Origin of the sequence: Bradyrhizobium sp. NBAIM14, from assembly GCF_020193895.1 — a bacterium.
GTDB lineage: Bacteria > Pseudomonadota > Alphaproteobacteria > Rhizobiales > Xanthobacteraceae > Bradyrhizobium > Bradyrhizobium yuanmingense.
The window spans coordinates 872398-885431 of sequence record NZ_JADYVQ010000001.1 but is presented as its reverse complement, the minus strand read 5'-3'; the positions used below and the strand labels follow the sequence as shown (position 1 = coordinate 885431).

Below are 13034 nucleotides of genomic sequence, written 5' to 3'. Positions count from 1 at the left end.
TGCTGACACGTTCGGCTCGATCGAGCAGCTCGAGAGTCAAAGCGTCATGCGTCAACGGATCAGGCTTACCCGGCTACTTGCTTCGACGTCGCTGGTCGCGACGGTGGCGATGAGCCTCGGCGGCTGCACGGCGATGTCGAAGCTCTCGGAGGTGACGGGCTCGGTCGGCCCCCGGGCGGACGCGGCCTCCGCCGACCGCGCGCCCACCGATCCGGCGCGTGCGGTCGAAGCCTATGGCGAGCGCTACCGCGCCAATCCCAAAGATGCCGACGCCGCGCTCGCCTATGGACAGGCCTTGCGCGCCAACGGCCAGCGCGCCCAGGCCGCCGCCGTGCTCGAGCAGGCGACCATCGCCAACCCCGGCAACAAGGCGCTGCTTGCCCAGTACGGCCGCGCACTCGCCGACAACGGCAATTTCCAGCAGGCCTTCGACGTGCTGTCGAAGGCGCATTCGCCCGACAATCCGGACTGGCGCCTGCTCTCCGTGCAGGGCACCGCGCTCGACCAGATGGGCCGTCATGAGGAGGCGCGATCCTATTACGCGAGCGCGCTCAAGATCGCACCGGGTGATCCCGGCGTGCTCTCCAACCTCGGCCTGTCCTACATGCTGTCGAAAGAGCTGCCGAAGGCGGAAGAGGCGCTGCGGCAGGCGCATGCCTCGCCGCGTGCCAGCGCCCGGGTCCGGCAGAACCTCGGCCTGGTCGTCGGCCTGCAGGGCCGCTTCGCGGAGGCGGAGACCATCGTCAAGGCGGACCTGCCGCCGGACCAAGCTGCGGCCAATGTCGCCTATCTCAAGGAGATGCTGAGCCGTAGCGAGGCCCCGCGCGGCGCGCCGAAGCGGACGCCGGTCGCTTCGCTGAGCCAGCCCGGCTGATCATCTGACTTCCTGGCCTTGGTGGCGGACCGTACGGTCCAGCCCGGCTCATTGCATCTCGGTGACCTTGATGGCGGTGGGTCCGAGAATGACCACGAACAGCACAGGCAGGAAAAACAGGATCATCGGCACCGTGAGCTTCGGCGGCAGCGCGGCCGCCTTCTTCTCGGCCTCGTTCATGCGCATGTCGCGATTTTCCTGCGCCATGACGCGCAGGGAATGGCCGAGCGGAGTGCCGTATCGTTCCGCCTGTTGCAGCGCCAGACACACCGACTTGACGCCCTCGAGCCCGGTGCGCCGTGCCAGGTTCTCATAGGCGACCTTGCGATCCTGCAGGTAGGACAGCTCGGCCGTGGTCAGGGTGAACTCCTCCGACAGCGCGATCGACTGGCCCACGATTTCGGTCGCAACTTTCCGGAATGCCATCTCGACCGACATGCCCGATTCGATGCAGATCAGGAGCAAATCGAGCGCGTCGGGAAACGCACGCTTGATCGAGAGCTGGCGCTTGGAGATCGCGTTCCTGAGGAACAGCATCGGCGCCTGGAGGCCGAGATAGGCGGCGCCGATACAGATGCCGATCTTGATCGGCATCGCCTGTTGCATGTTTCCGATCACGAACACGTAGAGGGCCGAGCCGATCAAGAACACGATCGGGGCGACCATGCGGGCAAACAGGAAGGTGATGTAGGGCGCCTGGCCGCGGTAACCCGCCATGATGAGCTTGTCCCGCGCAGCCTCCTGCGCGAGCCACTTGGTCAGGTTGAAGTCCTCGACCACCTTGGAGACGAGTTGCTTCGGCGTCTGGCGCAGTGAAACCTTCTCGCTCTTGTTGAGACGCTCACGCTCGCGCTGCCGGATGCGTTCACGCTCGCTCGCCACCGCCTTCATGCGCTTGGAGAGGCCCTCGCCGGCGAACAACGGCATCACCAGCGTATAGACGGTGGCGCTCGCGGCGATCGCCGCGAGCAGCATGGTCATGAAACGGACGTCGTGCAGTTTCGAGACGAGGAATTCGACCATGCGACACCGTCAGAAATCGAAGTTGATCATCTTCTTCATCACCAGGATGCCGATCGACATCCAGACGACGCAGCCGACCAGCATCAGCTGGCCGGTGGGATGAGTCCAAAGCACCGAGATGTATTGCGGCGTCGTGAGATAGACCAGGAACATCACGATCGGCGGCAGCGAGCCGATGATGCCGGCCGAGGCCTTGGCTTCCATCGACATCGCCTGGATCTTTTCCTTCATCTTCTTGCGGTCGCGCAGCACCTTGGAGAGGTTACCGAGCGCTTCGGAGAGGTTGCCGCCCGATTTCTGCTGGATCGACACCACGATCCCGAAGAAATTGGCTTCCGGCAGCGGCATGCGCTCGTAAAGCCGCGCGCAGGCCTCGCCCAGCGGCATGCCGATCGCCTGCGTCTCGATGATGGCCAGAAACTCGCTGCGCAGCGGCTCGGGCGAATCGGCGGCTACGACCTTGATCGATTCGAACAAGGGCAGGCCTGCCTTGATGCCGCGGACGATCACGTCGACCGCGTCGGGCAGTGCAGCCAGGAACTTGGTTTCGCGACGCTTCTTGAGGAAGCCGAGTGCCCAGCGCGGCAGGCCGAAGCCGCCGGCAAAGGCAAGACCGGCGGCGCCGATCAGGCCCCCGCCCGCGAACATAGCGGCCGCGAAAAAAACGCCGGCCACCACGGCGGACACGGTCCAGAACTTCTGCGGCGTCCAGTCGAGCCCGGCCTGCGACAGGCGGACGCTGAGCGGAGCGCTCTTCTCCTGGGCGCGCCGCGCCTCGAGGTCCTTCAGCGTGGACTCGACCTGCTCGCGGCGAGAGCGCTGGGTTTTCTCGGCCTGCCGGGCCGTGGGCGCTTCGGCGCGCGCGACCGAGGCACGGCGGCTTTCCGCCTTTCGCTCCCCAGACAGCACCGGATAGAGGAATACCCAGGCGATGCCACCAACTGCTGCGGTGGCGAGGAAGGCGAGGGCGAGGACCTGCATGTTCATGGCGCTGCCAATCTGCTCACGTCTTCGGCGCGACTTCCGCCGCGTCGAGCGCCGCGGCGAGGCGCTTCTCCTCGCCGTAATAACGGGCGCGTTCCCAGAACTTCGGACGGCCGATGCCGGTTGAGCGGTGCCGGCCGATGATCTTGCCGTTGGCGTCCTCGCCGACCATGTCGTAGAGGAAGATGTCCTGGGTGATGATGGTGTCACCTTCCATGCCCATCACCTCGGTGATGTGGGTGATGCGGCGGGAGCCGTCGCGCAGGCGCGCGGCCTGGATGATGACGTCGATCGAGGCGCAGATCATCTCGCGAATTGTTCGCGACGGAAGGGAAAAGCCGCCCATCGTGATCATGGATTCGCAGCGCGACAGCGCCTCGCGCGGGTTGTTGGCGTGCAGCGTGCCCATCGAGCCGTCATGGCCGGTGTTCATGGCCTGCAGCAGGTCGAAGGCTTCGGGTCCGCGGACCTCGCCGACGATGATGCGTTCGGGACGCATACGCAGGCAGTTGCGCACCAATTCGCGCATCGTGACCTGGCCCTCGCCCTCGATGTTGGGCGGACGGGTTTCCAGCCGCACCACGTGAGGCTGCTGCAGCTGGAGCTCGGCGGCGTCCTCGCAGGTGATGACGCGCTCGTCGTGCTCGATGTAGTTGGTGAGGCAGTTGAGCAGGGTCGTCTTGCCCGAGCCGGTACCGCCGGAAATCAGCACGTTGCAGCGGACGCGGCCGATGATCTGAAGGATCTCGGCGCCTTCCGGCGTGATCGCGCCGAACTTGACAAGCTGATCCAGCGTCAGCTTGTCTTTCTTGAATTTGCGGATGGTGAGCGCGGGGCCGTCGATCGACAGCGGCGGCACGATGGCGTTGACACGGGAGCCGTCGGCGAGGCGCGCGTCGCAGATCGGCGAGGATTCGTCGACGCGCCGGCCGACCTGGCTGACGATGCGCTGGCAGATGTTGAGAAGCTGCTGGTTGTCGCGGAAGCGGATGCCGGTACGCTGGATCTTGCCGCCGACCTCGATGTAGACGGTGTTGGCGCCATTGACCATGATGTCGGCGATGTCGTCGCGCGACAATAGCGGCTCGAGCGGGCCGTAACCGAGGACGTCGTTGCAGATGTCGTCGAGCAGCTCCTCCTGCTCGGCGATCGACATCACGATGTTCTTGATCGCGATGATCTCGTTGACGATGTCGCGGATTTCCTCGCGCGCGGACTCCGAATCGAGCTTGGCGAGCTGGGCGAGGTCGATGGCCTCGATCAGCGCGCCGAAGATGGTCGCCTTGACCTCGTAATAATTGTCCGAACGCCGGCTCTCCATGGTCGGAGGCGGCGGAGCCTTGGCGGGCGCAAGCGGCGGCGAGGCGACGGCCGGCGGAGGCGGAGCGCGCGACACCGTCGGCGCCTGAGCCGGGGCAGGCTCGAGCGACACGGCGCCGGGCTTGGGCGCCCGAAGGTCGGTGTCTGTTCCGCTACGCTTACCGAACACTTAACAACTCCATGCGGCGGCTTATCTTCCCCGCAACTTCTCAATCAGAGGTGAAAGCAGGGACGACTTTTGCTTCTTGGTCTCGCTGCGGCCGGTCAGGCGTTGGGCGATCTGCAGGAACATCTCGATCGACCTGTGATGGGCGGAGATCTCCGCAATCATCTGGCCGTTGTTGGCCGCCGAGCCGAAGATCTGCGGCTCGAACGGGATCGAGACGACCGGCTGGCTCTCGATCGCCTTGGCGAACTCCGCGGCGGCGATCTCGGGCCGTTTCGGCACGCCGACCTGGTTCAGGCAGTAGAGCGGCGGCCGGTCATTGGGGCGGGCGGCCTTCAACAGATCGAACAGGTTCTTGGTATTGCGCAGATTGGCGAGGTCCGGGGCGGCCACGATCAGGATGTCGTCCGCCCCGATCAAGGCGCGCTTGGTCCAGCCCGACCATTGATGCGGAACGTCGAGCACGATGCATGGCATGGTGGAGCGCAGCGTGTCGAATACGGCATCGAAAGCGTCAGTGCCGAAATCATAGACCCGGTCGAGCGTCGCAGGCGCCGCCAGCAGGCTGAGATGGTCGGTGCATTTTGACAGCAGGCGGTCGATGAACGCGGTGTCGACGCGGTCAGGCGAGAACACGGCGTCGGCGATACCCTGCGGCGGATCCTGGTTGTAGTCGAGCCCGGCCGTGCCGAAGGCGAGGTCGAGATCGGCGACGACGGCGTCCATCGCGAGGTCTCGCGCGATCGCCCACGCGACGTTGTGCGAGATGGTCGAAGCCCCGACGCCACCCTTGGCTCCGACCACGGCGATGATGCGGCCGACTGCCTTGGCTTCGGGGGCCGAGAACAGGTTGCAGATCGAGCGTACGACGTCGATCGCGCCGACCGGCGCGAGCACGTAATCGCTGACGCCGCGGCGCACCAGCTCGCGATAGAGCGTGACGTCGTTGATGCGGCCGATCACCACCACGCGGGTGCCGGCATCGCAGACAGTGGCGAGCTGGTCGAGTCCGCCCAGCAGGTCGTTGCGACCGTCGCTCTCGAGCACGATCACGTTCGGCGTGGGAGCCGAGCGGTAGGCTTCGATCGCGGCCGCCATGCCGCCCATCTGGATCTTCAGGTGAGCCTTGCCGAGACGGCGATCCTCGCCGGCCGACTGCACCGCGGCGGCCGTCTCCACGGTTTCGCAGAAGGCCTGAACCGAGACGCGCGGCGCGGGCGCAATATGCTCCTCGACCGGCGGAGGAGCTGCTGCCGGCTGCTCTTCGTGTGTCTGGCGCGCGTAACTGATCATTTGCCGGTGTCGCTGAGTTTGGCCCTGTCGGCCTCGGGATAGGTGGTCGCCGTCGTCGTTCCCTTGCGATACTTCTCGAACCCGGTGATGCGCCGCGGCGTGTATGACGGAGTTTCGGGCCGCGGCTGCTCAAGATCCGACGGATTGTCGACCATGGCCGCGAGGTTGCGCTGATAAGCGCAGCCGTAATTGTAATAGTCCTTGTTCTCGAACCAGCGCTTGTTCTTCATCGAGGGTCCGATGTCTTCCGGCCACAGGCCGCAGGGACCGGCGACTGCGGCAATCCTGGAATAGGTGAGCCGGATCGGGGGGAGGAAGCGCTTGTCTTGCGGCTGGTAGGGGTGAAGGCTGACGCCGCGCGGCGGAACGCCTGCCGCCGCCAGCATCGCCTGGATCTCACGCATCGTATCGGCGACCGGGCGAGCATTGGGCGTATTGGAAGGCACGTCGATGCGAATCGCGCCGGTGCCTTCTTGCAACCACGCCGATGCCACGCCCATCACGTCAGCGCGTTGGGCCGCGGTTAATCCGCCGCGGGCATGACCCACGAAGACGACGATCGAGCGATTCTGCTCCTCGACCGCGATCGGATGGCGCTGCTTGTAGTCGTCGGGAATGGACGCCGTGAGGACGTCGTCGTGCTGGCAGCCCCCGACCGCGAGCGCGAGGCCGATGAGCGCGCCACCGAGGCTGATGGCGCGCTTGCGAAGCTGGGGTGGTCTCGTGATCATCGTGAAATCCCCGTTCCGCCTCAGTCGGTAATGAAGCCGTAGGTGCCGCGGTAGTTCTTGGCCGGTTCGGTCCGGCCCGGCACGCCGTAGATCCGGTTGATATTGCCGATCAGCTGCGCCTGCGGATCCGCAGGCGGGGCGAAGCCGTCATCCGGCCGCGACAGGTCCTTCGGCGCCACCGCGCGGACCACATAGGGCGTCACGATCACGACCAACTCGGTTGCATTGTTGACGAAGTCGCGGCTGCGGAACAGCGTGCCGAGGATCGGGAGCTGCATCAGCCCCGGCATTCCGTTGACAGCTTGCTTGGTCTGCTGCTGGATCAGGCCGGCCATCGCCATCGCGCCGCCGGACGGAATTTCCAGCGAAGTCTCTGCGCGGCGTGTCTTGATTGAGGGTACCGTCAGCGAGTTGACCGTGTTCGAGGTCACCGCCTGCGACAGCGTGATCGCATTCTCATTGGACAGTTCGGAGACCTCGGTCATCACCCGCAAGCTGATCTTGCCTTCGCTCAGGACCACAGGCGTAAAGTTGAGTGAGATGCCGAACTTCTTGAAGCTGATCTGAGTGGTACAGACGCGTGTGACGGGATCGCACGAATAGCCTGCGGGCACCGGAAATTCGCCGCCGGCGAGGAAGGTGGCGGACTCTCCGGAGATCGCGGTCAGGTTCGGCTCGGCAAGCGTCCTGATCACGCCCGCGCTCTCCATCGCACGCAGGGTCGCCTGCACCGAAGGCGTCGCGCCGAAACTCGCAGTGAGATTGTTGCCATCCACCAGATTACGGCCGAGGGCCGTGAACGGGTTGGAGTTGCTGAAGCTCACCACCGATGTGCCGTAGTTGAGGTTGGCGGTGAGGTCGATACCGAGCTGCTTGACGATCGTGCGCGCGACTTCGGCAACGGTCACCTTGAGCATGACTTGGTCGCGGCCGCGCACCACGATCGAGTTCACCACCTTGTCGACGCCGCCGGCCAGGCGCGCAGCGAGCTCGTTGGCCTGTTGCGCCTCCATAGGGTTGGCGGCCGTGCCGGACAGGACGATACCGTCGCCCAGGCCGTCGATCTGGATGTCTGAGTTGGGCAGAACCTGCTTCAGTGCGGCCCGCACGCCGTTGAGGTCGCGCTTCACCGCGATGTCGTACGCCGCAATCTGCTGCCCGGCGGAATCGAAGAACACGATATTGGTCTGGCCGACCGCGGCGCCGATGATATAGGCGCGCTGTGCGGAGCGGACCACCGCATTGGCGATCTTGGGATCGGCGACCAGCACGTCCTTGATGTCGCGCGGCAGGTCGATCACGACCGACTTGCCGATGCCGAGCGAGAGGAAACGCGCGTTGATCTGGCCGTCCGCCGCGGCCTGCGGCACGGGGCGGTAATCGGCGGCGACCGCCGGTGCGATCGCCGGGTTGAGCGCCAGCGCGAGGGCGGCCGAAAACGACAGGGCGCGGACCAGTGAGGTCCGCATCGTCGCCGAATTTGCCCTGTATTTGATGTCGACTGTCTTCATCGTGCCTTAGCCGTCTGACTTGGAATGCCGTAGCGAATGATCGAGACACCGTCGCGCTTCTGCGCGGAGTCATCGAGCGTGATCTCGCTCATCTTGACGTCGACGATGCTGCGCAGCGCCAGCGACAGCGTGCCGCTCTGGCGCGCCGCGGAGAGCGTTGCGGTCTGCGCGGGATTGAGCTCGAGGGTGACGGTCTTGCCGATCACCGCGTTCTGCCCGTCCTTCTCCTTGGGTGCCTGGTCGATGGCCAGGACCCGGATATTGGCCAGGATGATCTCGGAGGTGACGATGTCGGGAGCGCCGCTGCTCTGATCCGGGTTCTTGAGCCGGCGGGTGAGCAGGACGTCGACGCGGTCGTTGGGCAGGATGAAGCCGCCCGCGCCGGTCTCCGGCGAGATCTCGGTCGAGATCGCCCGCATGCCGGTGGGCAGGATTGCCGCCATGAAGCCGGAACCTTCGGCCTTGACCAGCTTCTGGTCGCGGATCGGCTCACCCTGGATGAAAGGCGCGCGCGCGATCGAGCCGGTCACCTGGGTCGCACCGTCGGGGCGCTCGTTGCGTCGGATGAAGGTGGCGCTGGCGGTCGCGGTCGGCCAGGTCTGCCATTGCACGTCTTCGGGCTTCACGGTCTGGCCGAGGCCGATGTCGTTCTTGGCCACGAGGACGTCGACGGTCGGCAGCTGTGCGACCGGAACCGGAGGCGGCGCAGAATTGTCGGAGCCGCTCGCCAGGTACGCGGCGACGCCGCCGGCGCAGATGGCGACCGTCAGGACGACAATGCGTGCCCTATTCATACGCTTCAACTTTCCAACAATACGCCGCGACGCTGCCGCCGCCGTGATCGGCAGTTGACCAGCTATTCGTCAAAGCATGGTTAATGAGGCGTATCTAAATCGCCTTAACGCCGGGTTTACCCGGGGCGTTCAGCGCAGCGCGAGGCGAGCGAGGTCGATCGTCTTCACCCATTCGGTCTCCGGGTAGACCATCAGCGCGCTCAGCGCGAGCGCGATGCCGTAGGGAATGCCGCTCTCCTTGGCGTGCAGCCGTGCGAGCCAGGCCTGTCCTGCCAGCCCGTAAGGCAGCGGCCACTGCCGGAACTGCAGCAGGAGCAGCGTCAGCGCGCCGCCGAACAGCGAGGCGTAGAGCAGGAAGTTCATCAGATGTGGGAAGCCGAACCAGAGCGCGACGGAGGCAGCGACCTTGGCGTCGCCGCCGCCCACCCAGCCCATGGCGAAGCAGGTGAAGGCCACGACCAGAACGAGCGCACCGGCGCCGACATGACTCAGCATCTCGTAAGGTGCCATGCCCCCGGCGAGGGCGAGCGCGAAGAAGCCCGCCACCAGCGCCAGCGATACGCGGTTCGAGATCGTCATCGTGAAGAGATCGCTCGCGGCGGCGAACGCCATCAGGGCCGGGAAGAGCAGAAGGCGCGCAAAGTCGAGAATCATGGGCTGCGTCTTGAGGCCTGGGTTTGTCGCGGGAGCTGCTTCGGGCGATGCTAGCGCGCGATGCTAAACAAACCGACAACGGAGGCACGGGCGCGCCGGGGCCTCGGCCGACGAACGCGCTTTCACCAGAAGCTGGCAATACGTGCGGCGAGCGCGACCGTCGCAACCAGCAGCGCAAGGCAGATCCAATAGACCGACGAGCCGGCCTGCGCCGCTTCCGCCTCGTGCGCCGCGACCGCGGCATCGGTTCTGAACTCGTGCAACGCCACTGGAACTCGCCGTCTTCAGAAAAACAAACGCCCCGGAGGTCCGGGGCTTTTGCCGTCTTTCGTGGACCCGCTTACTTCAGCGAGGTGCTGATCGAGCTGAACTTGGCGTTCAGCGTGGTGCCGAGATTGTTGACGACGGTGATGATGGCCAGCGCGATGCCGGCGGCGATCAGGCCGTATTCGATGGCGGTGGCGCCGGATTCATCCTTCGCGAAACGCGCAATCAAGTTCTTCATGAACAAAACTCCGTCTGGGTGGGGACCGCCTCGTTCGGCGCTGTCGTTGACGCGACGACCATGAGAGCCGAGCTCTTTCGGGAGAGTTAATTCGACCGGGTAATCCCACGTCCGGCGCGATGCTTTTGCCCAGAGTGAATTTCGCCTTAAGACGGCACCTGCAAATTCGTTGCGGTTCCGGATGCGCCGCCAACGCGGCGCGTGCTTCACCCTCCCTTAAATTTCGCGGAGTAGGCCTTGAGCTACAGCGGAATTCGCGGAGAGAGGCGACGATGTCGAGCCTGCCCATGCAAGTCGCCTTGATGCTCGGCGAGACCATCGTCAAGGTGATCCCGGTCACCTTGGTGCTCGCGGCGGTCTTCACCGTGCTGGAGCATTTCTGGGCCTGCAATCCCGGCGCGCCGTGGTGGCGCAAGCGGGAGATCGTCACCGACATCTGCTACTGGTTCTTCGTTCCGGTGTTCGCCCGCACCATGCGGATCGGGCTGCTGGTTGTCGGCGCCAGCGTCGTCTTCAACATCCACGACGCCGACGAGCTCATCGCCTTTTACGACAATGGCCACGGTCCGCTGGCGCAGCTGCCGCTGTGGCTGCAGGCCGTGCTGTTCCTGGTGCTGTCCGATTTCATGCTGTACTGGCTGCATCGGCTTTTCCACGACGGCGGCTTCTGGAAATATCACGCCATCCATCATTCGTCGGAGGAGATCGGCTGGATCTCCGCGGCGCGCTTCCATCCGGTCAATCTCTTGCTCGGGACGATCAGCGTCGACGTCGTGCTGCTGATGGCAGGCATCTCCCCGAACGTCATGGTCTGGGTCGGCCCGTTCACCACCTTCCACTCGGCCTTTGTGCACGCCAACCTGAACTGGACTTTCGGACCGTTCAAATACGTGCTGGCGACGCCGGTCTTCCATCGCTGGCACCACACCTCCCTCGAAGAGGGCGGCGACACCAATTTTGCCGGAACGTTCCCGATCTGGGACGTGCTGTTCGGCACCTTCCGCATGCCGGAGGGCAGGCTGCCGCAGGACTACGGCAAGGACGAAGCGGCCATGCCCAAGGAGATCGGCGGGCAGCTCGCCTTTCCGTTCCGGCATTAGGGGGCGGGCCCCGCAAATGTCCGTCCGTTCAAACAATACTCGGCGAGTTTGCGGAACGTTCACGAATTAAAGGCAGGTTAGCCGGGTCGGGCACCGGCTCCGCTGTATTCGGTCGCTTCTGCCGGTCTGTGACGTCCCGGGGGTAAGAGTATGCGTAAAGAAATGCTGCGCCGTCATGTGCGCGTCTGTGTTCTGGTTGCCGCTGCGGTGCTGGCCTCGCCGGCCGCCAGCCTTGCCGAGCCCGTCGCCGATACCATCGCCGTCAATGTCGACCAGGCCAAGCTGGTGCGGCTGCCCGGCAAGGTGGCGACCATCGTGGTCGGCAATCCCCTGATCGCCGACGTCACGCTCCAGCCCGGCGGCATGATCGTCGTGACCGGAAAGGGCTACGGGGCCACCAACTTCATCGCGCTCGACCGCGGCGGCGAGATTCTGGTGGACCGCCAGATCCAGGTCGAAGGTCCGAGCGACCGGCTCGTCACCGTCTATCGCGGGGTCGAGCGGGAGTCCTACAGTTGCGTGCCGCTTTGCCAGCGCCGCGTGACGCTCGGCGACAGCGACACCTATTTCAACAACGCGATGAGCCAGGCCGGTACGCTGAGCAGCAGCGCCAGCGGAGGTGCGGGTGCCGGCGCGGCTGCCAAGCCAAACTAGCCCACGGGCGGGCCTCGATCCCGCCAAGCCGCTCGATTCGAGGGCGGCACCTCGTTGCATGCCGTGCTTCCTCCCGCTTGCGGGCGCTGGTTAACGCGGTGTTAACGGCGCGGTCCGCCGGAAGCGGATCGTCTGAAACACTTAGACAATCAGTTTCCGCTATTGAACGGGCAGATGATCGCCGGCCGCTGGGGAATTTGACGAGATGCCATCGCCTGCACCTACGAGGTTCACGCTCCGGAAAGCGCTGCTCCGGTTTCGCGGCAACCGCCGCGGCTCCGCAGCCGTCGAATTTGCGCTGGTCGCACCGATGTTCTTCGCGCTGCTGTTCGCGATCCTCGAGACGGCGCTCATGTTCTTCTCCAGCCAGGTGCTCGAGACCATCGCGCAGGACTCCGCGCGCGCGATTCTAACCGGCCAGGCTCAGGCGCAGGGCGGCTCGGTGGCGGCCTGCCAGTCCGCGCCCAACACGGTCGCTGCATGCGATCAGACGACGTTTAAGACCTTCGTCTGCAGCAAGATTCCGGCGCTGTTCGATTGCAGCAAGCTTTACGTCGACGTTGTCAGCACCAGCTCCTTCGGAACGCTCAGCCTCACCAATTTCGGCAATTCCTGCACCTTCAACCCCTCCGGCATGCAGTACAGTGCCGGAAGCTCCGGTCAGGTCGTCGTGGTGCGCCTGTTCTATCAATGGCCGCTCATCGTCACCGGCCTCGGCTACAACGCGGGATGCAGCAACAAGCGGCTGATGGTGGCGACGGTGGCGTTCAAGAACGAACCCTTCTGATGCAGATGGATCTGGGCGGACCGATGCGGGCGATTGCGAACATCTGGAGGAATGCACGCGGCTCCGTGCGCGGCTTCGTCGCCGACAAGCGCGCCCTGGCGGCGACCGAATTCGCGATCATCGTACCGCTGATGCTGGTGATGTTCTTCGGCACTGTCGAATTTTCGTCCGCCGTGGCGATCGACCGCAAAATCACGTTGATCGCGCGGACATTGTCCGATTTGACCTCGCAGTCGACGACGCTCAACGATGCCGGAATGAAGGATACGTTCACGGCCAGCATCTCCGTCGTCATGCCTTACGACGCTGCGCTCGTGAAGGGCACGATCTCCCAGATCTACATCGACGCCAACAGCATCGCCAAGGTCCAGTGGAGCAGGGCCGGCACGATTGCGAGCGGCGCGACGCAAGCCACGCTTGCGACCTCGGCTCGGAACGCCGGCGACACGGTCACCACGATGATTCCCCCGGCACTCTTGATTCCGTCGAGCTATCTCATCCTGAGCGAAGCCAACTACACTTACACGCCGACCATCGGCTACGTGTTGAAGTCGAGCGTAACCCTGAGCGATCTCTCCTACACGCGGCCGCGTCAGGTCACCTGCGTGCCCTACAACAACGTGCCGTCGACGTGTTGA

The 13034-nt window shown here is 64.8% G+C and carries 15 protein-coding genes; 5 read left to right on the top strand and 10 right to left on the bottom strand.

The features are described 5' to 3' along the window. The first annotated feature begins 46 nt into the window (after nt 1-46). Complete coding sequence (locus I6F28_RS04140) at nt 47-874, top strand: tetratricopeptide repeat protein (protein WP_036021589.1); 828 nt, start codon at nt 47-49, stop codon at nt 872-874. Nucleotides 875-922: 48 nt separating this feature from the next. On the opposite strand, the gene I6F28_RS04135 is transcribed toward I6F28_RS04140, so the two are convergent. From I6F28_RS04135 to I6F28_RS04090, 10 genes are all read right to left on the bottom strand, one after another. Continuing rightward, nucleotides 923-1897, bottom strand: coding sequence for a type II secretion system F family protein (locus tag I6F28_RS04135; RefSeq protein WP_036021591.1), 975 nt, complete (start codon nt 1895-1897; stop codon nt 923-925). Between the two features lie 9 nt (nt 1898-1906). Continuing rightward, nucleotides 1907-2884 (bottom strand): type II secretion system F family protein, encoded by a 978-nt coding sequence (locus I6F28_RS04130; RefSeq protein ID WP_057028159.1) that lies wholly within the window; start codon nt 2882-2884, stop codon nt 1907-1909. Between the two features lie 16 nt (nt 2885-2900). Next, on the bottom strand, nt 2901-4370 hold the full coding sequence (locus tag I6F28_RS04125) for a TadA family conjugal transfer-associated ATPase (RefSeq protein ID WP_036036829.1): 1470 nt from the start codon (nt 4368-4370) through the stop codon (nt 2901-2903). 21 nt (nt 4371-4391) lie between these two features. Next, complete coding sequence (locus I6F28_RS04120; protein WP_225139316.1) at nt 4392-5660, bottom strand: CpaE/TadZ family protein; 1269 nt, start codon at nt 5658-5660, stop codon at nt 4392-4394. Next, on the bottom strand, nt 5657-6391 hold the full coding sequence (locus tag I6F28_RS04115; RefSeq protein ID WP_225139315.1) for a CpaD family pilus assembly protein: 735 nt from the start codon (nt 6389-6391) through the stop codon (nt 5657-5659). The genes I6F28_RS04120 and I6F28_RS04115 overlap by 4 nt, the downstream gene beginning before the upstream one ends. 20 nt (nt 6392-6411) lie before the next feature. Further along, nucleotides 6412-7902 (bottom strand): type II and III secretion system protein family protein, encoded by a 1491-nt coding sequence (locus tag I6F28_RS04110; RefSeq protein ID WP_225139314.1) that lies wholly within the window; start codon nt 7900-7902, stop codon nt 6412-6414. After that, a complete protein-coding gene (gene cpaB / locus I6F28_RS04105; RefSeq protein ID WP_036021604.1) occupies nt 7899-8696 on the bottom strand; it encodes a Flp pilus assembly protein CpaB in 798 nt (265 codons plus the stop codon). Before cpaB ends, I6F28_RS04110 begins: the two co-directional genes overlap by 4 nt. Nucleotides 8697-8825: 129 nt before the next feature. Continuing rightward, nucleotides 8826-9350, bottom strand: a complete 525-nt coding sequence (locus I6F28_RS04100) for an A24 family peptidase (RefSeq protein ID WP_225139313.1) — start codon at nt 9348-9350, stop codon at nt 8826-8828. A 122-nt stretch (nt 9351-9472) separates the two neighbouring features. Next, entirely contained in the window at nt 9473-9613 is a 141-nt protein-coding gene (locus I6F28_RS04095; protein WP_162130831.1) for a hypothetical protein, read from the bottom strand. Nucleotides 9614-9690: 77 nt separating this feature from the next. Continuing rightward, a complete protein-coding gene (locus I6F28_RS04090; RefSeq protein WP_025033956.1) occupies nt 9691-9855 on the bottom strand; it encodes a Flp family type IVb pilin in 165 nt (54 codons plus the stop codon). Nucleotides 9856-10127: 272 nt separating this feature from the next. Between I6F28_RS04090 and I6F28_RS04085 the strand changes: the two genes are divergently transcribed. The 4 genes from I6F28_RS04085 to I6F28_RS04070 all read left to right on the top strand — a co-directional run bounded on the left by I6F28_RS04085 (nt 10128) and on the right by I6F28_RS04070 (nt 13034). Next, on the top strand, nt 10128-10955 hold the full coding sequence (locus tag I6F28_RS04085; protein WP_225139312.1) for a sterol desaturase family protein: 828 nt from the start codon (nt 10128-10130) through the stop codon (nt 10953-10955). 150 nt (nt 10956-11105) lie between these two features. Then, nucleotides 11106-11609 (top strand): pilus assembly protein N-terminal domain-containing protein, encoded by a 504-nt coding sequence (locus I6F28_RS04080; protein ID WP_035998084.1) that lies wholly within the window; start codon nt 11106-11108, stop codon nt 11607-11609. A 205-nt stretch (nt 11610-11814) separates the two neighbouring features. Next, nucleotides 11815-12396, top strand: a complete 582-nt coding sequence (locus tag I6F28_RS04075) for a TadE/TadG family type IV pilus assembly protein (protein ID WP_036021610.1) — start codon at nt 11815-11817, stop codon at nt 12394-12396. Nucleotides 12397-12401: 5 nt separating this feature from the next. Beyond that, the gene (locus I6F28_RS04070) at nt 12402-13034 is read left to right on the top strand and encodes a TadE/TadG family type IV pilus assembly protein (protein WP_081493699.1); all 633 of its coding nucleotides are present in this window, start codon (nt 12402-12404) and stop codon (nt 13032-13034) included.

Bases quoted from the DNA above. Each gene is read 5' to 3' on its own strand.
- I6F28_RS04140 (WP_036021589.1), top strand. From the start codon at position 47: ATGCGTCAACGGATCAGGCTTACCCGGCTACTTGCTTCGACGTCGCTG.
- I6F28_RS04135 (WP_036021591.1), bottom strand. From the start codon at position 1,897: ATGGTCGAATTCCTCGTCTCGAAACTGCACGACGTCCGTTTCATGACC.
- I6F28_RS04130 (WP_057028159.1), bottom strand. From the start codon at position 2,884: ATGAACATGCAGGTCCTCGCCCTCGCCTTCCTCGCCACCGCAGCAGTT.
- I6F28_RS04120 (WP_225139316.1), bottom strand. From the start codon at position 5,660: ATGATCAGTTACGCGCGCCAGACACACGAAGAGCAGCCGGCAGCAGCT.
- I6F28_RS04115 (WP_225139315.1), bottom strand. From the start codon at position 6,391: ATGATCACGAGACCACCCCAGCTTCGCAAGCGCGCCATCAGCCTCGGT.
- I6F28_RS04110 (WP_225139314.1), bottom strand. From the start codon at position 7,902: ATGAAGACAGTCGACATCAAATACAGGGCAAATTCGGCGACGATGCGG.
- cpaB (WP_036021604.1), bottom strand. From the start codon at position 8,696: ATGAATAGGGCACGCATTGTCGTCCTGACGGTCGCCATCTGCGCCGGC.
- I6F28_RS04100 (WP_225139313.1), bottom strand. From the start codon at position 9,350: ATGATTCTCGACTTTGCGCGCCTTCTGCTCTTCCCGGCCCTGATGGCG.
- I6F28_RS04090 (WP_025033956.1), bottom strand. From the start codon at position 9,855: ATGAAGAACTTGATTGCGCGTTTCGCGAAGGATGAATCCGGCGCCACC.
- I6F28_RS04085 (WP_225139312.1), top strand. From the start codon at position 10,128: ATGTCGAGCCTGCCCATGCAAGTCGCCTTGATGCTCGGCGAGACCATC.
- I6F28_RS04080 (WP_035998084.1), top strand. From the start codon at position 11,106: ATGCGTAAAGAAATGCTGCGCCGTCATGTGCGCGTCTGTGTTCTGGTT.
- I6F28_RS04075 (WP_036021610.1), top strand. From the start codon at position 11,815: ATGCCATCGCCTGCACCTACGAGGTTCACGCTCCGGAAAGCGCTGCTC.
- I6F28_RS04070 (WP_081493699.1), top strand. From the start codon at position 12,402: ATGGATCTGGGCGGACCGATGCGGGCGATTGCGAACATCTGGAGGAAT.